The sequence below is a fragment of the Psychrobacter sp. KCTC 72983 genome, assembly GCF_014280455.1.
GTDB lineage: Bacteria > Pseudomonadota > Gammaproteobacteria > Pseudomonadales > Moraxellaceae > Psychrobacter > Psychrobacter pacificensis.
On the sequence record NZ_CP060390.1, the window covers coordinates 123,590 to 144,694 of the forward strand.

The following is a 21,105-nucleotide window of genomic DNA, read 5'->3' on the forward strand; positions in this document are numbered from 1 at the left end:
GATAGCAAATGATAGACAGTTTCACGGCAACCCAAAGCATCAATATCCCAATGATAGTAACGGTATAAGAAAGGATTTTATATGAAACGTTTCAAGATTCTACGTAATATTCTATTAGCTACTATAGCTTCTAGCTCTTTACTAAATGTAGCACATGCTGATGATGCTCTAAAAATGGAACTAACAGCCAATCAAGTCATAAAGAATGCGGAAGGTAAAACAGTCTATAAGCCAGTACGCACCGCACCGGCAGGTACTGTGATTCAGTATAAAGCGAATTATACCAATACCATCAATAAAGATATTAACGATTTAATGGTGACGCTACCTATTCCTGCCAATATGACATTTACTGGCGATGCGATGCCTGCAAGTGCACAAGCCAGTATCGATGGTGAGAATTACGCTGATATACCACTTATGCGTAAAGTCGATGGCAAAATGGTCAAGATTCCATATTCTGAATACCGCACTCTGCGTTGGAATATTAAGTTATTGCCAGCTAAAAAGTCAGCAGCTGTTGCTCTCAATACCACCGTTAATTAATTCAATAGACATTAAACCTTCACGCTTTTAACGTTTCAATTTTTAATCTTAACTCTGGAGCATTATATGAAATCAACCACTTTTAACTATAGCCTGCTAGCTGTCGGCGTCGCCGCAGTAATGGGTGTGTCTACTGGCGCTAATGCAGCGACCCCAGCTAACGCTGTAACAGCAGGCGCTGCGCCAATTAATAACGTAGCAACTGCAAGCTACAGTATTGCTGGCGTCAGTCAGCCATCTGTAACCTCTAACACAGTAACCGTTAACGTTAGCGAAACGGCTAACTTTGCACTTACATCGACTGTTGATGATGGTAGTATTGGTGACGATACTGCTATCAATCAGACTGCTACGCCAGGTGGTACAACTACCTTTACTCATAATTTAACCAACACGGGTAACGTGACGGATACTTATACCATTAACACCACAGGTAATGACTCATCACTAGTAACGGCTACTCCAGACTACCCTTTAGGTACTGCGCCTGTTACGTTTACTATTGTACAAGCAGATGGCACTCCTCTAACTTCTGCTCAAGTCACCGCTTTAGGAACTCAAGCACAGACAGGTACCCTAACTAATGGCGGTACTATTAGACTACAGCCAGGTACTAGAGCTAACTTAAGCTACGAAGCAGCTACGCCAGACAATCGTAACGGTAATGACAAAGGTGTAGGCACATTAACAGCGACCAGTACTTTCTTTACTGCTAATAATGCACCTGGTGCGACATTGGTAAACGAAAACCAAACTATCGTGAGATTGCCTACCTTTAAAATTGTAAAAACAGCGACCAGTACTGTCGATTTGACAGTCGCTAACCCACAGATTGCTTATAGTATCGTAGTCACTAACGCGACTACTGACTATAGTGCTGCTGCGACTGATATTGTCATTCGAGATGTGCTTCCTGCAGGTTTGAGTTTGCCTAATGGCACAGCATCAGACGTGACCGTAACTGGTGCTGGTACCGCGACGATTTCCACTATCGGTGGTCGACAAGCTATTGATGTTGCCGTAGCGAACTTAGCCGTTGGCGCAAGTCGCACGATTACTTTCACGGTTAACGTCGATAAAAATCAGTTTACAGCTGCTAATAGTTCAGTAACTAACAACGCAGAAGTCTACGATAAGTTCGTCGGTCCGGTTAGCCCGCTACCTGCTACTCCTGTACTTGGTACTGACTATGATATTTTCGATAGTACAGATGGCACTGTAGGTGTTACTAGAATACCTGATGAGGCGGGTGAAGGTAACGGCGCTGGTATAGATACTCCTGGTGTGACCAACTTTACCAGACGAGCGGTTGCGGTGAGCAATCCAACGACTAGAGAAGTTCCCCCTGCCTCAGGTACTGCTAGTCAAGCGACTCATTCAACTCTCATTACTAACAGCGGTCAAGATGCTGAAGGTACCAATACTAACCCATTGACTTTCACTATTGCTGATGGTGGCAATAATGGGGCTGTCAGACCTGTTACTGGTCCTGTTAGTGCTACTTATACGCCGCCTGGCAATGGCGCTCCGGTTACTATAACGCTGCAACCTACCGTTGCTGGTGGTAATACATATACTCTTAATAGCACTACACTACCAACCGCTCAATTTCCAAATGGTATTGCACCTGGTGGCACATTAGCAATCAACTACAATGTGTCGTCGGGCAATGTAGCTGCTCCTGAAACTGTTGCTGATGCTGCAGCTGTTGGTAGCACTGAAACTTCTGTTGTAACGCTAACGCCTGCTGGTATTAATGCACCTGCTGCTACTACAGTGACTGATACGACTAACGTTAGAGGCTTAACTTTAGTGAAGTCTCAAGCATTAGATGCGACTTGTTCAGGTACGGTTGCTGCAAGTACCTTTATTCAGGATGTGGTGGAGGCGAAACCTGATCAGTGTGTTATCTATCGTATTCAGGCGACTAATACTTCTTCAGCAGCGTTAGGTTTTAATCTTAACGCTTTAACCATCTCGGATTTGTTGTCTAACTTTTCAACTGGTGCGGATTTAGTAGCTGGTTCACCTGCTACTTCTGCGACTGCCTCATCTACTGCAGGCATAGCTAGTACTACCAGTACTGCAGTTCTTGGTACTAACTATACCCTAGTTCCTCAGGGCGTTGGCACCTTGACTTTTAAAATCAAAATTAAAAACGCTCGTTAATTGATATTTAACATTTCAAAGTCTATAAGCTTCACAAGACGCTTATAGACTAACGCTCCAGCTTGACCTAATTGATTTATATGAGCCAAGCTGGAGAATTACTATCCGACCCTTTTATATTTTATTGGATAAGCGACATATGACTAAATCTTTAATGACACCGTCTAATCGTATTACGTTGCATACAGCGAAGATCTCTGCGCTGACGGCTGCAATGTTGCTTATGCAATCAAATATGGCGTTTGCTGCGCCCACCACTCTCGTACAAACTATCAACAACATCGCTAATGCTTCTTATGACGTCAATTCTATCAAACAGAATAGCATTTCAAACCAAGTTCAAGTCAAAGCCTCTGCCTTATCTGAATATGGTATTAACTTAACTCAGCAACCTGTGCGTACTGTTGCACCCAACACATTGGTGAATTGGGTTAATGTTCTTAGTAATACTAGCTATAGTGATCAGACTATTGAGCTGACGCTTGATGTATCGCCAACTCTATCTAATTTGAAAGTTTATCAAGACTTGAATAACAACGGCATTGTCGATAGTGGTGATACACAACTGATTCTTGATAACATGAGTGCCCAAATCAAGCTTGGTCAGAGTGAAAACATTCAGTTTATTGTACAAGCTCTATCAGATGCTAATGGTAAGGATGGAGATACTGCTGACATTAAGATTGGTGCGGTTGTGTTAGAAGACCCGTCAGTGACCAGCGTGAGTGCGACCGATAGTTTAGTCATTATCGAATCTGGTATCAAATTCACCACTCCTAAATTTGATGAAAGCAAAACGATTTCACAAATTAATGATGACGTTTATGTCAGTGCCAGCTATGCGCAATGTAATGTACAAACTGACAAGCCTGATCAAGTATGGGTAACCATCAAATCAGCTAACCCGCCCATTGGTAGTGGTGATAGCTATTCACTTAAAGCTATAGAAACCGGTAATAACACAGGTAAATATCAGCTATCAGCAGCCACTCAAAATAACGCTAACGCTATTGACGATAAGCTTATCCAAACGTTGAACAGCGACACATTGACTGTCAGTTTAGATGCTTGTATCGCCCCTTCGGTTGGTACTGGTGCTGATGAACTGCCGAACGCGTCTGACTTCACCGTGCGTATCAGTGACCTGAGCTCACAAATTAATATCGTCGATGACAACCCAGCTTTAGTTGTCACAAAGGAAAGTGACGTAAAAAGTGCTGAACTCGGCGATTATGTCAGCTACACCATCAATATCACGAACAATGGTAACGCTACTGCTTACGATGTACAGCTAAAAGATGCCTTACCACGTGGTTTTGACTACGTTGAGAATAGTGTACGTGTTAGTCCAACGACTGATATTGATATCAATCAAGCACAGACCACCGAGTTTAAAGCTGATGGTAAATATCAGGTATTGAACTTAGGAAACATGGAAAATGGCGAAAGTAAAAAAATTACTTATCGTGTGCTTATCGGTGCTTCATCACTAGGTGGTGATGGTATCAACCGCGCAATCGCAGTTGCTAACAATGAGCAAGGCCAAAGCTTAGTATCAAGAGAAGCACAGTGGAAAATCGACGTAGAACGCGGCGTCATGAATACTGACGGTATCATCATTGGTAAGGTCTATCACGATATCAACCGTGATGGTATTCAGCAAAAAGAAGACGGCGAGCTTGGGGTTGCTGGTGTCCGTATTTATATGGAGAACGGCAACTTCATCGTGACCGATCCTGAAGGTAAATACAACTTTTATGGGGTCAGTGCCAAAACACACGTACTAAAAGTAGATAGCACGACGATCCCTAGAGAAACAGAGCTGGTCACCCAAAGCAACCGTAATGCGGGTGATGCTGGCAGCCGTTTTGTCGATTTGAAATATGGCGAGCTACATCGTGCAGATTTTGCGATTGTGGGCGGCATGGGCGATAGTACTGAGCGTCTGAACGCCGAGTTAATCGCTCGTAGCAAATCAGTGAGTGCTAAGAATGATACGCTAGAGCAAGCGGTAAAAACAGTGCTAACATTAGAGCCAAACTACGATGCCGACACGACTGATAATGTCGATGCAAGTGGCTGCAATATCAATGGCGACCTAGACCTTGGTAACAACTGTGATTCTGCTATTGTCAACGACATGATTGGGGATGCGACCAATCGTGTAGACATGGCCGTGACAACGGTTGCACCTCCAGTAGAAAAAGAGCTCGAAGAATATCTAAAAGAAGTGGCTAACAATAATGTCACCTTCATTAACCTAAATGAAGGTCAACAGCTCAGTACTTACAAGCAGATGGTACAGGTACAAGCACCACTTGGTTCAATATTTACTCTATACGCCAATGGCAAAGCGATATCAGAGCAGCAAATCGGTAAAACTGCTGAGCAAGAAAAGCAAAATGTAATGGCTTTTGACTATTATGCGGTTGACCTAAAACGCGGACGCAATACTCTACGTGGTGTGGCAACTGACATCAATGGCAAAACTATTTCCGAGCAGACCATCACCGTATTGACACCTGATAGTCTGCAAGCGATTGATTATCGTACGCAAGCACAACTAGTCCCAGCAGATGGTATCAGCGAATATCAGGTTGTTATTAGTCTAAAAGATCGCGACAATCGCCCCTATATCGGTACTACTTCTCTTACACTTGATACTAATATCGGTCGTATCAATCTGAAAGACAGCAGCCAAGATCAAGCCGGTACCCAAGTTACTGTATCAGGGGGTGAGCTATTAATACCAGTCATCGCGCCAAGCGCACCAGGCAAAGGTGAGTTGGTCATCGATACGGGTAGTAGCAAGCAAATTATCCCACTACAGTTCACGGCTAAGCTGCGTCCACTCATTGCTGTGGGTATCGTCGAAGGTGCTATCTCTCTCAAAGACTTTGATGGCAGCAATATCACAGACGCACAAGGCGCGTTCGAGCAAGAGCTGCATGATTTTGCCGGTAACGATGACTATACCGCATCTGGTCGTGCGGCGATGTTCTTGAAAGGCAAAGTGCGCGGAGATTACTTGCTGACGCTGGCTTATGACAGTGACAAAAAAGGCGAGCGATTATTCCGTGATATCGAGCCTGGCGAATACTATCCTGTCTATGGTGACTCATCGGCTAAGGGCTTTGATGCCCAATCAACCAGTAAGCTCTATGTGCGTTTGGACAAAGGCCGCTCGTTTGCTATGTATGGCGACCTAAAAACACAAATTGACAATGATGAAGGGATTGAGCTTGGTCAATACAACCGTACATTGACTGGTCTAAAGGCGCAATTTGAAGATAATAATACTCGCGTGACTGCGTTTTTGGCAGAGACCAGTACTAGCCAGCGCGTTAATGAGACTCGCGGTTTAGGTATCTCAGGTCCCTACCCATTAGCTGAAGACTTCGATGCCGTGTTAGAGAACTCGGAAACTATCGAAGTGATCACTCGCGACCGTAATAACCCTGGCTTAATCGTCAACCGTGAGACCCTCACGCGTTTTGCTGATTATGAGATAGACCCGATTAGCCGCAGTTTATATCTAAAATCACCGATTGCGAGTCAAGATCTCGAAGGCAATCCTATCTACATTCGTGTCACAGTAGAAGTCGACGAAGGTGGTGAGGACTATTTGGTTGGTGGTATCGCTGCCAAACAGCAACTGACTAATAAAGTCTCTATCGGTGGTAGCTATATCAATAGCGACGACCCATTGAACAAAGAAGAGCTGGCTAGTGTCAATAGCGTTATCAAGATGAATAACAAGCTAAAGCTGGTCGCTGAATACGCGATGAACAAAGCTGAGAACGCTAATTTTCAGCCAAGTAATCAGATCAACACCACAGAATTAGACGATAATAATGTTGAGGGCAATGCCTTACGTGTCGAGCTTGACTTTGATAATAAGAAAGACACGCGTGCCAAGGCTTATTACAATGATGCAGATGAAGGATTTGTCACTGGTGCATCACCACTGACTGCTGGACGTACGGAGTCTGGCGTAGAAGTCATCCATACATTCAACGACAAAAAAACAGCGTTGAAATTAGAAGGTGTGCGTACCAAGGATCATACTACTGACGCGAGTCGTGAAGGCGTACAAGCCAGTATCGAGCAACGCTTGAGTGAAAATGTCGTTGGTGAAATCGGTGTGCGTTACTACAAACAAGATGCCACTGCCGCTTCACGCAACAACCAAGCAGCCACAGATGTGGTAGATGTTACTGATGACACGCTGTTCAATGATGACATTATCAACCAGTCAGCATTGAATAGCGTTAGTGATGCGGACAAAGACATCGAAGGCACAACGGTTCGTGCCCGTATCACTTCTCGTCTACCCAAGCTAAATAATAGCTTGGTGTTTGCAGAGTATGAGCAAGATATCGAAAATAGCTCACGTAACGCGACGTCCATCGGTGGTGAGATGCCAATCGGTGGCTTGGGTCGTCTGTATGCACGTCATGATTTGATCAATAGCTTGTCTGGTAGCTATGGTCTTGATGATACTGATGAGCGTCAACGTACCGTTGTTGGCTTTGACGCCAATTATATGAAAGACGGTAAAGTGTATAGCGAATACCGCATGCGTGATGCAATCAGTGCGCGTGAAGCGGAGGCCGCTATCGGTCTAAAAAACAAATGGTACGTGCAAGAAGGCTTGACCCTTAATACACTGTTTGAGCGCGTTGAGTCATTAGAAGGCGAAGATAACAACACCGCCACGGCGGCAGGTTTTGGCGTTGAGTATCTTGCCAAAGAAAACTACAAAGCATCAGGACGTGTCGAGAAACGTTGGGGCGAGACAAGCGACACCTTACTTGGTAGCGCAGGTATTGCCTATCGTTATACCGATGAGATCACCTTATTGGCCAAAGATACCTATTCGCGCATCGACTATAATGATGGTGATCGCACGATTAATCGTTTCCAACTTGGTGCCGCTTATCGTGATTACGACAGCAATCAACTAGACATGCTTGCAAAGCTTGAGTATCGTTTAGATGACAATAACACGGGTAATGATACTTATCAAAAAGACACCACTGTCTGGTCATGGAATGGTAACTACCATCCAACGCGTGCCTTAACCTTGTCTGGTCGCTATGCGGGTAAGTATACAGAATATGAAGCAGACAATATTAACAGTGACAATACTGCTCATGCCGTTTATGGTCGCGGTCTGTACGATATTAGCGAACGTTGGGATGTCGGTTTGCAAGCGGGTACTTACTGGAATAAGCAAGCAGATGATTTGTCTTATATGTTAGGTGCTGAAGTGGGCTATAGCCCAATGACCAACCTTTGGTTGTCACTTGGCTATAATTTTATGGGCTTTGAAGATGAAGACATCGCCTATGACGACAGTACTCAAGAAGGGGCTTACTTTAGATTGCGCTTTAAGTTTGATGAAAATCTATTCAAGCGTGAAGACCCACTTAAGAACAAGCGTTTAAACAGTGACTCTACGCAAGTTAATACGACTACCTTGTAAGCTAATGATAGCGTCTTAACTCCTGTCTACTGGCAATATAATAAGCGATTAGACAGGAGTCGCAGAGTCAGCCCTAATAATGGTAAATACCCACACTCATTACCTTCAGATAAGGTTTGCATCATGTTTAAAGCTGCCATTAAAACCACTGCTTATAAACAACCAGTACATACTGCACTCTCGGCACTGTTACTTTTGAGTGTCGTATCCCTTGCTTCAGCACAAGATAGCATCGCTAACAACACGTCTCAAATCGTTGATGCGAATAGTGCTGTAGACTGTCGTGATGATATTCAGGCTCAAGCCCCTTCTTATAAATATCAAAGCACGCAGCAACGTGTACTCAACTGTATGGTAGAGCAACTACAGCCCTATCAGCAAAAAGACAAAACCGCTCATCAGCAGTACCTCGCTTACAAAGCACAAGCATGGCTTACTTATGCGATCCATCAAGACAGTATGAATAACCGCTCAGCTGCGGGCGTAGTTGCGGCAGAAACGGCAGAGTCTATCTTACAATCGCTAAAGAACGATACAGCGCAAAGCATCAAACTACAGCAAGATATCCCTACTACCTCTGCTCTAATGCGACCTGATCTGTGGGCGACGCTGAGTGCGCTGAAAGAAAGTGGCGGTATAGAGTCAGCGCCACGTGAGATGGCATTTAGTGAAGTGGCGTTAATTTGGGCGGCGACCAATCAATGTAAGCGAGGGTGGCGCGAGTCAGGCATACATTTTCGTATGGCAGATCGCTGGCTTGAGCAAGCACGCGAAGCTTACGTGAATGCTCATGATTCACAGACTAACGTGGCTTTAGAGCAATCTATCGTCAGCTACTACAAGCAGTATGCGCCTTTAGATGCCAGTGATGATATCTGCCGCGGACAAGATCTAACGCCTAATAATTAAAGCGCCTTATTAAATAACAGAGGTAAAAAAGCCGACAGATTTGTCGGCTTTTTTGTGTCTAATATAGATAAAATTAGCGGTTTTTACGTGGTAGTTTTTCTGGTAGATAGCAGCGTAAGTACGCGATAAATGCGGTATTTGCTTCTTGAATATAGTCATCCGTAATGGTCTGATGACGACGATAAGACAAGGTAAATATCGCATTAACAATACTATAAGCAATCAATAGCGTGTTTTGGATATCCTCAAAATTTGGCATCTCATAACGCTCTGATAAACGCTTATAGACCAGGTCAACAATTTGATGGTCTATATCTTCGCCAAATTCATCACCTTCAAAATCAGGCGTATTGGTGTCATAAATAAGTTTGGCTTTGGTCTCATCGTTATGGAAGATCGTTACGCACTGATCAATCAGCGCGGTTAAATATCCTTGCCATCTATCGTAGTTGCCGATATCAACGGTTTCTACCATCTCTAATATTTCAATCGCATTCAAAAAGCGCAATGCTAAAAATATTGCTTCAATGTTAGGGAAGAAATGATAAGCAGAAGCTCTTGGTATGCCTGCTTCTTCACACACAGCTGCTAGAGTAATATCATTAATAGCTTGTGTTTCACTCAACTTTTTGGCACCAGCCAAAAGTTTTTGACGCCGTGCGCGGCCCTGTTGGCTGGTAAATTTAAACTTGTTTGGTACAAGTTTTTTTGCCAACTCCGAATCTACTAACACATCTTCAATTTTTTCGTCTTTGTTATCACTCATCGTAAATCTCTTAATGTTACGTCCTATTTCATAAATACAATCTTCATTGAGTAGCATTCGTCCTAAATCACTGGAGAATCAACGAGTGGCTCAAATGTAGAGCCAACGTTATCGCTACTAACCTCAATGAGGAGGCATCATAAACGCTTGTACACTATCAAGCAAGGGACATGAATGGGTTAAAAGTTAATGTATCGATTAACACTCTACTAGAGTTAACTATCTAATTTTATGAAGTTAATCATTCAGTTTAATTTTCGCTCTTATAATACCATGATCAGTCACCCTATCTGAATAATCCCACTTAAGATGGTCATTGAAATAATCAACTCTTTCAACCCGACCGAGCGAAAACTTGCTATCAGGTAAGAACTCTTCTGAAACAAATAACTGATCGATCACTTCTGGCATACCTTGATGAATATGGGTGTAAGCCACATCTTTCATCCAACCATAGCGAGCTTGAATACGAGCGGCGTCAAAAAGTGCGACATCACGCATACTTTTATCATAATTAACCTCGCCAGTCTCAGTCATCAGCTGAGTCGTTACGCTACCAGTCACATCATTCATGTCGCCAAGCAGTATCAATGGCTCACGCGTGTGATGCAAACGTTCCATGATCGACATACGAATAGATGCCGCCTCTGCAGCACGCATGCACAAACTACGAAGCTTGGCACGAATACGGATATTTGGATCATCCATGTCTTCTAATAGGTTACCATTTTCGTCACGTAAGAAAAACGCACGTTTACTTTTTAGATGCGCCGTGATGATCGTTATTGGTTGACCATATGCGTCAACACGCAATATCAAAGGTGGACGATTAAAATGCTGATGAGGCCCGATATCGGGGATATCAATCACAGCTTTTGGTGCAATCTCTTCTAATAAGGTCGTCTCTAATTGCTCAAATCGACTAATAATACCAACGGCTGGTGTATGCTGTGCGCCTCTACCTTGAGTATATGGACTTGCAGTGTCATTGCTTGCAAGCGGAATAACCACCTGCTCTGGTTTGAATCCTAGTGCGACAGCTAGTGCTTCTAGTGCATTACTATCCCATACTTCTTGTACGGCAATGATATCAGCGTGTGCTTTAGCCAGCAGATCTGTCAGACCACGTCGCTTATGCTCATAGGCTTTATTATCATAAGCTGGGGCATTCTCATAATAAATGCGATTAGGGTTAGCAAAGTTCAATAAATTAGCTGTGGCAATATAAAACTGTTTACTACCGTCATTATTAGTCATAAGTCCCCTGTTTTTCTTATATTATATTCATACATATGGATTCATAGCAAATTTTATGCCAAAAAAACTCCCAAAGGTTGACTTTGGAAGTTTTAAAATAACATACATACTGCTGGTCAAAGTCATTAATAGAACCAATCGTACAATCAATCTATTTTCAGCAACGAAATAGTAATCTATTGTCAGCTTTTTTAAGAGACAGCTCGTCTGCTAAGTTAGCTATCTATTAAAGTCATTGAGTAAACAGTAGTCATATTCATAAGTCTTTTTAACATCTGACTTTCTTGTAAAACACGTACTACGATACACGATGCCATGCGTCACGTGATGCTAGACGCGCTTCATCCCACGCCAAACGAGAATCGCCTTTCACTTCATTCCATGAACGCTCTAAGTCGGCTTCATGATCTTCAAAACGTGCATCTACTGGATAGCGAGCGCGATTTGCATAGCCTACCGCATACGCTGGGTGTAGGTCGCGATCAAACTCGTAACCTTCTTTGTAATAATCAGCATTGGCATACTCTGCGCGCCAGTAAGCTTCCTCATGGGTTGGATCAATGGCTTCAGCTGCTGCATGACCTGCGCCGCCACCAACAACTGCACCGATTGCACCACCAATGAGCGTACCTAATGGGCCTGCCATAGTACCGATGGCTGCACCTGCTGCTGCACCGCCTACACCGCCAATACCTGTACCTACTGGATGTGAGCCTGGCTCACCTGTAATAATGTCTGCATTCAAATCTTCTTTTGTCTCTTTAGACATGTTTTTTACTTCACTGCGATCGATAGCGTCATGGTTACTCATAGTATTGTCCCTAAATTATTTATTATTTGTTGAATTATTTATTTGCTAAAAGATTAGCGATATTGCTAAATCCAACTGAAGTATAGAAACTTATAGGTAGAGACAGATAGCCTGATTATGTAAACTGTGTCCGTATTGCGATTACATTGCGTTACAGCCTGTATCTTTATGACGTCTATGTACGGTGCGCTCATATTTTGGGTAATCATAAGAGATTAGCATTGATAAATTTACTATAGAAATCAACCCTATATCTGCATTAATGACCTTGCGATGGTACGTTGCCATTTATCAAGGTGTTGCTCACGAGCATCAATCGACATACTTGGCTCAAAAATACGATCTACTTGCCATGATGCTTTCATGGTTGACTCATCGTAAAGCCCAGTCTTTAAACCAGCGAGTAGTGCTGCACCCTTTGCCGTAATCTCTGTGTCTCTTGGACGTAGCACCGGAACATCTAGCAAATCTGCCTGAAACTGCATCAGCAAATCATTATTTGCCGCGCCGCCATCTACTCTCAGCTCAGTCAAGGGATGAGGGCTGTCTTTTTGCATGGCGATGAGTACATCATAAGTCTGGTAGGCAACTGCTTCCAACGCAGCACGGGCAATATGGGCTTTAGTAGTACCGCGGCTCATACCAGTGATGCTAGCACTGATATCAGAACGCCAGTAAGGCGCACCCAATCCGGTAAAAGCAGGTAATAGCACCACACCTTCGCTACTGTCTACTTGGCGAGCTAAATCTTCAACATCGCTACTTTGTTGAATCATACCCAAATTGTCACGTAGCCATTGGATGATAGCTCCTGCCATAAAAACACTACCCTCCAAGGCATAGGTAACTTCTTTTTTGGGTGGCTGTAGCATTCGCTTACCTGACTGTAAGATTTGATCAAATGATAAATTGTCTGGACGAGTTGGCGATATTTTTCGCTGCCATGCGATGGTGGTTAGCAGCTTGTGCTCGCTCAGTTTTGGCTGCTGACCAATGTTCATCAGCATAAAGCACCCTGTGCCATAAGTATTTTTGGCCATGCCAGCATCGAGACAGCCTTGCCCAAAAAGCGCGGCCTGCTGATCGCCGAGCACGGCTTGAATGGGTATTTGCTTTGCAAATAGGCCTTTTTTGGTTTTGCCAAAATCACCGTCAGATGGCAGTACCTTAGGCAATATAGTCATAGGAATGGCAAACCGATCGCAAAGCGTCTCTGACCAAGCCAATTTATGAATATCAAATAGCAAAGTACGAGAAGCATTGGTCACGTCGATGACATGCTCGCCGCCAGTTAGCTTGTAAATCAGCCAGCTATCGATGGTGCCAACTGCTATCTCACCTTTACTCGCACGTACGCTGAGTTTGGGATTATTTTCGAGCAGCCAAGCAATTTTACTGGCACTGAAGTACGGATCTAAGCGCAGACCTGTGATGCGCTGAACCTCATCGGCCATATTGGCGCTATCAGCACCCTGATGAACGCTATCATCCATACTATTGGTAGCGCTTTCAGCAGCGAGTGTCTTGCAATAGTTTGCCGTGCGCCTGTCTTGCCAAATGATAGCGGGTGCGAGCGGTTTCCCTGTTTGCTTGTCCCACATGACAATAGACTCGCGTTGATTGGTAATCGCGATACTGGTGACATCAGTAGCAAGCAACCCTGCCTGATTGATAACATCATGCGCACAGCTAATCTGAGTTTGCCAGATTTGCTGTGCGTCTTGCTCAACAAATCCCGCTTTTGGCGTTTGCAGCGTCGTTGGCTGTTGTGCCATCTTAATAGGCCGTGCATGATCATCGTATAATATCGCTCGACTCGACGTTGTCCCTTGATCTAACGCCAAAATATATCCTGCCATTACGCATATCCTCTACTGATATTGTTGGTTCTATTTGATAAAAACCAGTGGCTATTCATTATTTGCTGTTAATCAATCACTGTATATTTTATAAATGACTGGCCAAATTATTTAGGGCGTGTTGAACATTCGCAAATAGGCACTGCTGATCGCTAAAATGGTTCCAGACAAGGCACAAAGTGACGATAATGCAGATGCCTTAGCGAGATTTGTAACGCAGTATGGGGCAATTTTAGCATCAGCCCCAACGATAAAAGCAGGGGACAGGACTCTTTTTTGCCGCTTCATCGTTAAAAATAAGCGCTTAGAGTGACTAAACTTATTATTTTTAACATCGAATCGCCTAAAAAATAGTCGCTGTCAGTGCCATGGTCGAATGTTCAACACGCCCTAATGATAAAAATAACAGCACGTTAATTTAAATTGGTTAACTCTAAGACGTCTTATTCGCTATGATGTTACTTATAAACGAATATTTAAAAAACAGCTCAAACCTCTATCATACCGCTAGGGATGACACAATAGAGAGTAGCAGAATACTGAGCATTGACCCGTCACCATTGTGGCTATACAGTGTACGCCTTGTTTTGAATGATACATTTTTAGCGCTTTCGTATTAGCACGCACTTTATTAAAAAGCATTCTGATATTTCAGTACAAATACTTTATTTCAGCATCATTTATTCGCTTACTAGCAAATCGTTTATAATAGTATGACCGCTTTATATTCTGAGCGATAAAATCTATTAATGCTGTCCGTTATTTTATAATACCTTACATTCTAATTAATGGCTTATGTGACTTATGAAATTCACTTTATCAGCGCTACCGACTGCTATGATGACAGTTGCACTCATGAGCGGCCCTATAGTGACTTATGCGAGCACGGGCTCAGATAATATAGAATCATCAGATGACATGACACCGGTGACTGTGACAAAAATTGTGGATGCCGATGGTCAGATTAATAATCAGACAGCTCAGACAGCTCAGACAGCAATGGCACCTAGTCATACATTAGCAGAGACTCATGCTGAGCACAGTGCATTAAACACCCTTATCGATCCAATCACACACAAAGCCGTGGATAATAGCTATCCATTAGAAGTCTCTAGCTTTTTAAGCCTAGAACAAGCGCAAAAGCTTTTGGTTCAAGTCTCGCCCAAAATAGCGGCCAATCAAGCAGCCATCGCTGCCAGCGAATACCAAACTGAGGCCCTCAGAACCATCGACAACCCCCTCGTATTTGCGCGCGTCTCTGCCAGTGCTTACCATCTTGATGAGGATATAGATCTATCGTCTCTTAGAAACGGTATCGTCAACGGAGTAAATAATACCGTCGATAACGCGGTTCCTCCGATTGCAGACCTGCCAGATTTACCAAACTTTGGGGAGTTGGTCGGTGAGCGAATTCCAGACTCTTATAATATTAAGCGCTCAGGATCGACGACGGGCGCAGGTCTTGGTGTGGTCTGGCCTATTTATACAGCTGGACGTACGGACGCATTGACTGGCGCCTCAGATGCACGCACACAAGAAGCAGTCGCCGATAGCATCCTTGATAAAAACGAGCTTTATAATACGTTAATTGAACGGTATTTTAAGGCCCAATTGGCGATCATTGCCGCTTACTTACGTGAGGATGCTTACGATACCTTGCAGCAAACGGATCATATGGCAGAACGCTTGTTTGAAGAAGGCTTTATTTCGCGCGTCGATAGACTAGAAGCACAGTCTGCGCTTGCCGATGCCAAAAGCGAATCCGTCAATGCCAATAACGACGCGCGCTTAGCCATGATTGCGCTACAGCGATTGCTACGTACTGATTATCGTATTAAGCCGACGACGCCATTATTTGTCTCTAGCCGTCCCCTACCGGATGTTAGCTATTTTCAGGATTTGGCACTGAATAATCATCCAGGATTACAAAAGGTCGCCGCCAAACGCGCGCAGGCTCAGCAGTTGCATGCATTATCAGATACTGGCTACAAGCCGACAGTCTTGCTATATGGTTATGGTCAGCTCGAAAAAGACCCAAGCTGGGTCGCTGGTATCTCTGCCAGTTGGAAGCTATGGGGCGGACTGGATAAAACCGCGTCATTGGCATCAAGCAATGCTCAAATACGTCAGGCAGATCTTTCTGAGATTGAAGTCAGTGATAACCTGCTACTGCTGGTAGAAAAAAACTGGCACGATGTTAATAATGCTCAATCACGCTATCAAGCGCTACAAAGTAACGTTGATTTGGCTGCAGAAGTGTTAAGATTGCGCCGCTTAGGATTGCAAGAAGGCGTGAACACCACAGTCGATGTGGTACAAGCGCAAACACAATCACTCAAAGCACGTACTGAGCAAGCGCAAGCAGCAAACGACTATGTACAGTCATTGGCCGCACTCATGCAAAGCTGCGGTACGCCACTGGCTTTTAATGCGTACCTCAATGCCGCTGATATCCAGCTGCCGACTTTGTACACTGAATGATGATTGTATATGAAAGCTTATAAAGTATACGAATAAGCGCTATGTCGTCGTTTCAACTTTTAAGTGTTATAAGGCTAATGAGCGAAGATATATACCAAACCAGCATGACGCTATCAAACAATAACGCTCAATAAACCATACTATTACTATAGTGAATCACTGTTTTATGAAAAAACCAACGTCCAAATCGATAAATAATTGGCTACAAACTTTGCTACAAACGTGGCCTATTGCGAATACCACTAATGTTTGGGCACATTGCGCCAGTGTCGGATTTTTTGGTTTTTTATCCATCTTTCCAGCAATGGCGGTATTTGTGCTGATTTATGGTCTCGTATTTTCACCCGTTGAGATGCAGGAGCATATCTCCATTTTGCGTCCGTTTATACCTGATACAGTGTACGAAGTCCTCAATTCGCGCCTGAGCGAGTTGGTCTCTAATACCAAATCCACGCTGACATTTAGCCTGATCATATCGACCTTACTTGCCCTTTATGCTGGTTCCAAAGGCATCAAATCTTTAATTGCCCTTGTCAATCTCGCTTTTCATATCACCCAAGAGCGCAGCTTTATACAAGGCACGGTTCGAGCAGTGAGCCTGACCTTTGGTGCAGTAGTCGTCTTGATAATAGCGGTGTCTTCTATTGCTATTATCCCTGTAGCAGCGAATTACTTCCCCTTCCCTCAAGTGGCTGAAACGGTTGCACTGTGGGCCAGATGGCCTGTATTGGCGGGTATTATCTTTTTAAGCTTTTTAAGTCTTTATCGTCTCGCGCCAAATCGCGATGCCGTTGCACTAAAAAAACTGGTTCCAGGAGCAACGCTCGCGACCATTCTTTGGATTATATTGTCCGTACTGTTTTCGATTTATGTGCAAAACTTCAACAACTATAGTGCTGAATTTGGGGCGCTATCAGCGGCGGTGGTCATTATGCTTTGGCTATATTATTCAGCCTTTGTCGTCGCTTTTGGTGCGATTTTTAATTCTGAAGCCATAGACAATGCCAAACCTTATGCTGTTCGAGTGTACTAATCATAAATCCTTTGTTCTCAACTTTGCTGCTTTAGGAATCACACCGTCATGACTGAATTTCCAAACGAATCAGACAACTCAAATAAATCAGTTGATTCAAACGAGTCAGTGACCTCTCAAGATACAAAAGCCTCCGTCGATCCAATAGAAAATGTATCTAGTGGGTCTGACGTTCCAGAGCAATCTGTACCCGCTTATAGTCGGGGCAACGCAAAAGCTGATAAATCTGCTCGTATGAAAAAGATATTGCTCGTACTGTTTGTATTAGGTGTTCTTGGCGCAATTGCATACGGTTTATATAAAAGCAATCAGCATAATGAACCAGAAGTCATTACCCTCCAAGGGCAAATGCAAATGCAGCAAACCTCTATCGCTGCAAAGGTAGCAGGCCGCATTGCTAACATTATGGTGACAGAAGGTGATACGGTTACGGTGGGTCAACAACTCATTGAGATGGATTCGCCTGAGATTAACGCTAAGATCAACCAAGCACGTGCTGGTAAGCAAATCGCACAAAGTCAATTGGACAAAGCAGAAAACGGGGCACGCCCGCAAGAGATCGCTCAAGCCAAAGCCGCTTGGCAAGCCAATAAAGCCGCGTCTGATTTGGCAGAAAACACCTATCAGCGTGTCAATCGTCTGTATGAAGAAGGATTGATGGCACGGCAAAAACGCGATGAGGCTTATGCCCAATACCTAGCCACTCAAGACCAAACTGAAGCCGCACGTTTGCAATATGATTTGGCATTAGAAGGTGCTCGCAGTGAAGACAAATCAGCGGCTACCGCTCAAGTCGCACAAGTTGATGCCCAGCTAGATGAAGCACTGGCAGCAAAAGAAGAGGCCAATCTAAAGAGCCCTATCGCTGGTGTTGTGGACAATGTCATCGTTAGTGCTGGAGAAGTCATCGGTCAAGGCGTTCCTTTGCTGACGTTGGTGGATACCAATGACCAATGGGTAGTGCTCAATGTCACTGAGTCGTATTTAAACCAGTTCGCTATCGGTCAGACATTTACAGGTACTATTCCCGCATTATCATCAGCAGATAAGCCTTATAGCAAGCAGTTTACTGTTTATGCGACATCGACCTTATCTGATTTTGCCACTTGGCGACCGACCAACAATGATGATGGTTTTGATGTGCGTACCTTTGAGGTCAAAGCACGACCATCCACGCCTGATACTCGCATTCGCTCAGGAATGAGTGTGGTTGTGCATATTAATCCTATCAATCAGAACCAAGAGTAGGCCATGCACTTGACTAAGTTAAGTGAGGCTTTTTTACGTAGCGCCGCTTATGAGCGCCGTTTTTTAGCCAAAAACCATTGGGACCTTAGTATGGTGGTATGGATACCACTAGCCACAGTGCTGCTGATTTGGTGGATATTTTCACAAACGCAGATTACTGACTTACCCATTGGAGTGATCGATCAAGACAATAGTGCTGTTGCCAATACTACCGTACGTTACTTAGAAGCCAGTCCTACGCTTACGGTTAGACAACTTTATTATTCACCAGCGGATGCAGAGGCTGCGATCTTGCAACGTGATATTTATGCGGTTGTCATCATTCCTGAAGACTTTTCGCGTAACATTTTATCTAACAAGCCTGCCCCTTTAATCCTACAAGTAAACGCCCAGTACGGTACGCACTCTGGCATTATTCAAACGGCTGTCCAAGCAGTCGCTAGCACCTTATCCGCAGGGGTAGAGATCAAACGATTGGTAAAGCAAGGCGTAGGGCCGTCGCAAGCCATGACTGCTTACTCGCCTATCAGTATCCAGCGTATTAGTTTGTTCAATGCTGCAACCGATTATCAGCAGTTTTTGGCATCGACCGTCATACCTGCCCTGCTACACATATTAGCGATGGTCGTCGGGGCAACCACCATTGGTCGCGAGCTGCGCGATAAAAATATTGGTCACTGGTATCGCTTTATCAGTACAGGTACACCTGACTTAGCTTTGGTTAAATCCTCTAAAAAAGCAGCTGCGTTAAACACCACACAAGATAGCACCAACAACACTGCACCATCATCAGACTCAAAAATGCCCAATTCGGTGAGTATATCAGTATTGCTATCCGGTCTATTGGGTAAGTATTTTTGGCCAATATTGGCCTATAGCTTATGGTCGGCTTTGGTATTGTGGCTTGTAACGTCGAACCAAAATATAAGCATTGGGTCAATCATCGCAGTATATATCGGCCTATTGTGTTTGATGATACTGTCATTCTGGCTTGGTGCTATTTTTACTTTGAACTCCTTTTCACTGCGTATGGGTTTGTCAACCACTGGTTTTATTTCAGCGCCTTCTTATGCCTTTGCTGGTGTGACCTTTCCTTATATTGCGATTAGTGATAGCGCGCAATACTGGTCAAATGCATTGCCACTGACACATTACCTCAAGCTACATATTGCCCAGTTACAAATGCAAGCGCCTATTGCTATCTCTGTGCCTATTGTCTACGGTCTGGCGCTTGCCACTATCATCGCCATGCTACTGACAGCCCTATTGACCAAACGCGCATTGGCGCATCCTGAACGCTGGGGAGCACGCTGATGTCATCACCTTTAAATACCAAGCAAAACAACGCTAAAGCCACCACTTCTTTAACTGCGCAGACTTTTTGGGCAAGCTTCTCTCAAACTATAAAAGATGTCTTTGGGGATAAAGGCGTGCTTTTGATGTTGATTATTGCCCCGATTATCTATGGGTTTTTCTATCCTTGGCCCTACTCAACTGAAGTGGTCAACCATGTACCAGTGGGTATTGTTGATCATGACAATAGTAACTTGTCGCGCACGCTCGCTCGTTATGCAAGTGCCAGTCCATATCTAGATACTGAGCACTTTATCAATGAACAAGCGGCCAAAGAAGCCATATGGTCCGATCAAATTGCAGGCTATATGGTGATTCCAAGCGGCCTTGAAGAACAAGTCATGTCAGGACAGCAAGCGTATGTTAGCGTCCTCGGCAATGGCGGCTACTTTATTTTAAATAAGAACGTCCAACTGGGATTCTCTAAAGCAGTTGGTACCGTATCAGCGGGGATCAAGGTAAAGAAAAATATCGCTAAAGGCGCTTATGCACCCACCGCAGCACAGAGCGCTCAAGCAGTACCACTACAAATCATGCCACTTTATAATCAAACTGAAGGCTACGGTGCCTACGTCGTACCAGCCGTCTCCGTCATTATCTTACAACAGACACTATTGATGGCAACCGCCATGCTGATTGGCACTTGGTATGAGCAGCGGCGTCATGCTGCGAGTGTACGCGGTTGGCTCGGACGTATCACAGCGCTGAGCACGCTAAGCTTTATCATTGGCTGTTTTTATTATGGTTGGGCGTTTGAGCTGCATCATTATCCACGTGGGCAAAATATGCTCGGAACGCTATTGTTTTTAGCACTGTTTTGTCCGACAGTCGCAACGCTCGGCTGTGTACTTGGGCTATGGTTCCGGCAGCGTGAGCGCAGTATGCAGATCTTAATCTTTATCTCCCTACCGATATTCTTCTTAAGCGGCTACCCTTGGCCAGCCGACCAGTTGCCCCAAGTTTTGCAAGTAATACGCTGGATCGTACCAACTACCCCTGCGATCAACACCTCTGTACAGCTTAACCAAATGGGTGCAAGTATCTCTCAAGTCGCCATAGGGTTTTATGCGTTGGCAGGCTTGTGGTTGCTCTATTTTGTTTTATTGCTATTTTTACGCAAGCGTATTCCGCAAAAAAAAGCCTACTGATAAATCTTTAAGTTAATTAAATCTATGAGCATAAAGA

The 21,105-nt window shown here is 44.1% G+C and carries 13 protein-coding genes; 9 read left to right on the forward strand and 4 right to left on the reverse strand.

The features are described from left to right. Positions 1-81 precede the first annotated feature (81 nt). From PSBA01_RS00490 to PSBA01_RS00505, 4 genes are all read left to right on the forward strand, one after another. A complete protein-coding gene (locus tag PSBA01_RS00490) occupies positions 82-546 on the forward strand; it encodes a hypothetical protein (protein WP_093070858.1) in 465 nt (154 codons plus the stop codon). 66 nt (positions 547-612) lie between these two features. Beyond that, positions 613-2,715, forward strand: coding sequence for a beta strand repeat-containing protein (locus PSBA01_RS00495; protein ID WP_186474732.1), 2,103 nt, complete (start codon positions 613-615; stop codon positions 2,713-2,715). Positions 2,716-2,854: 139 nt separating this feature from the next. Beyond that, positions 2,855-8,203, forward strand: coding sequence for a DUF11 domain-containing protein (locus PSBA01_RS00500; RefSeq protein WP_186474733.1), 5,349 nt, complete (start codon positions 2,855-2,857; stop codon positions 8,201-8,203). 123 nt (positions 8,204-8,326) lie between these two features. Beyond that, positions 8,327-9,112 carry a hypothetical protein gene (locus PSBA01_RS00505; protein ID WP_186474734.1) on the forward strand — a complete coding sequence of 262 codons (786 nt, stop codon included), beginning with the start codon at positions 8,327-8,329 and terminating at the stop codon, positions 9,110-9,112. Positions 9,113-9,185: 73 nt separating this feature from the next. On the opposite strand, the gene PSBA01_RS00510 is transcribed toward PSBA01_RS00505, so the two are convergent. The 4 genes from PSBA01_RS00510 to glpK all read right to left on the reverse strand — a co-directional run bounded on the left by PSBA01_RS00510 (position 9,186) and on the right by glpK (position 13,805). Beyond that, positions 9,186-9,878, reverse strand: a complete 693-nt coding sequence (locus PSBA01_RS00510) for a TetR/AcrR family transcriptional regulator (protein ID WP_186474735.1) — start codon at positions 9,876-9,878, stop codon at positions 9,186-9,188. 237 nt (positions 9,879-10,115) lie between these two features. After that, positions 10,116-11,135 (reverse strand): endonuclease/exonuclease/phosphatase family protein, encoded by a 1,020-nt coding sequence (locus PSBA01_RS00515; RefSeq protein ID WP_186474736.1) that lies wholly within the window; start codon positions 11,133-11,135, stop codon positions 10,116-10,118. Positions 11,136-11,433: 298 nt separating this feature from the next. After that, complete coding sequence (locus tag PSBA01_RS00520; protein WP_071001334.1) at positions 11,434-11,946, reverse strand: hypothetical protein; 513 nt, start codon at positions 11,944-11,946, stop codon at positions 11,434-11,436. A 248-nt stretch (positions 11,947-12,194) separates the two neighbouring features. Further along, positions 12,195-13,805 carry a glycerol kinase GlpK gene (glpK, locus tag PSBA01_RS00525; protein WP_186474737.1) on the reverse strand — a complete coding sequence of 537 codons (1,611 nt, stop codon included), beginning with the start codon at positions 13,803-13,805 and terminating at the stop codon, positions 12,195-12,197. A gap of 804 nt (positions 13,806-14,609) precedes the next feature. Here glpK and PSBA01_RS00530 point away from each other — a divergent pair. The 5 genes from PSBA01_RS00530 to PSBA01_RS00550 all read left to right on the forward strand — a co-directional run bounded on the left by PSBA01_RS00530 (position 14,610) and on the right by PSBA01_RS00550 (position 21,068). Then, positions 14,610-16,286, forward strand: a complete 1,677-nt coding sequence (locus PSBA01_RS00530; protein ID WP_186474738.1) for a TolC family protein — start codon at positions 14,610-14,612, stop codon at positions 16,284-16,286. 166 nt (positions 16,287-16,452) lie between these two features. Next, a complete protein-coding gene (locus PSBA01_RS00535; protein WP_071001329.1) occupies positions 16,453-17,319 on the forward strand; it encodes a YihY/virulence factor BrkB family protein in 867 nt (288 codons plus the stop codon). A gap of 48 nt (positions 17,320-17,367) precedes the next feature. Beyond that, the gene (locus PSBA01_RS00540; RefSeq protein ID WP_071001327.1) at positions 17,368-18,567 is read left to right on the forward strand and encodes an HlyD family secretion protein; all 1,200 of its coding nucleotides are present in this window, start codon (positions 17,368-17,370) and stop codon (positions 18,565-18,567) included. A gap of 3 nt (positions 18,568-18,570) precedes the next feature. Beyond that, positions 18,571-19,881, forward strand: coding sequence for an ABC transporter permease (locus PSBA01_RS00545; protein ID WP_071001325.1), 1,311 nt, complete (start codon positions 18,571-18,573; stop codon positions 19,879-19,881). After that, complete coding sequence (locus tag PSBA01_RS00550; protein WP_071001324.1) at positions 19,881-21,068, forward strand: ABC transporter permease; 1,188 nt, start codon at positions 19,881-19,883, stop codon at positions 21,066-21,068. Before PSBA01_RS00545 ends, PSBA01_RS00550 begins: the two co-directional genes overlap by 1 nt. Positions 21,069-21,105: the final 37 nt, after the last annotated feature.

Bases quoted from the DNA above. Each gene is read 5' to 3' on its own strand.
- PSBA01_RS00535 (WP_071001329.1), top strand. From the start codon at position 16,453: ATGAAAAAACCAACGTCCAAATCGATAAATAATTGGCTACAAACTTTG.
- glpK (WP_186474737.1), bottom strand. From the start codon at position 13,805: ATGGCAGGATATATTTTGGCGTTAGATCAAGGGACAACGTCGAGTCGA.
- PSBA01_RS00550 (WP_071001324.1), top strand. From the start codon at position 19,881: ATGTCATCACCTTTAAATACCAAGCAAAACAACGCTAAAGCCACCACT.
- PSBA01_RS00500 (WP_186474733.1), top strand. From the start codon at position 2,855: ATGACTAAATCTTTAATGACACCGTCTAATCGTATTACGTTGCATACA.
- PSBA01_RS00510 (WP_186474735.1), bottom strand. From the start codon at position 9,878: ATGAGTGATAACAAAGACGAAAAAATTGAAGATGTGTTAGTAGATTCG.
- PSBA01_RS00520 (WP_071001334.1), bottom strand. From the start codon at position 11,946: ATGAGTAACCATGACGCTATCGATCGCAGTGAAGTAAAAAACATGTCT.
- PSBA01_RS00505 (WP_186474734.1), top strand. From the start codon at position 8,327: ATGTTTAAAGCTGCCATTAAAACCACTGCTTATAAACAACCAGTACAT.
- PSBA01_RS00495 (WP_186474732.1), top strand. From the start codon at position 613: ATGAAATCAACCACTTTTAACTATAGCCTGCTAGCTGTCGGCGTCGCC.
- PSBA01_RS00540 (WP_071001327.1), top strand. From the start codon at position 17,368: ATGACTGAATTTCCAAACGAATCAGACAACTCAAATAAATCAGTTGAT.
- PSBA01_RS00530 (WP_186474738.1), top strand. From the start codon at position 14,610: ATGAAATTCACTTTATCAGCGCTACCGACTGCTATGATGACAGTTGCA.
- PSBA01_RS00515 (WP_186474736.1), bottom strand. From the start codon at position 11,135: ATGACTAATAATGACGGTAGTAAACAGTTTTATATTGCCACAGCTAAT.
- PSBA01_RS00490 (WP_093070858.1), top strand. From the start codon at position 82: ATGAAACGTTTCAAGATTCTACGTAATATTCTATTAGCTACTATAGCT.
- PSBA01_RS00545 (WP_071001325.1), top strand. From the start codon at position 18,571: ATGCACTTGACTAAGTTAAGTGAGGCTTTTTTACGTAGCGCCGCTTAT.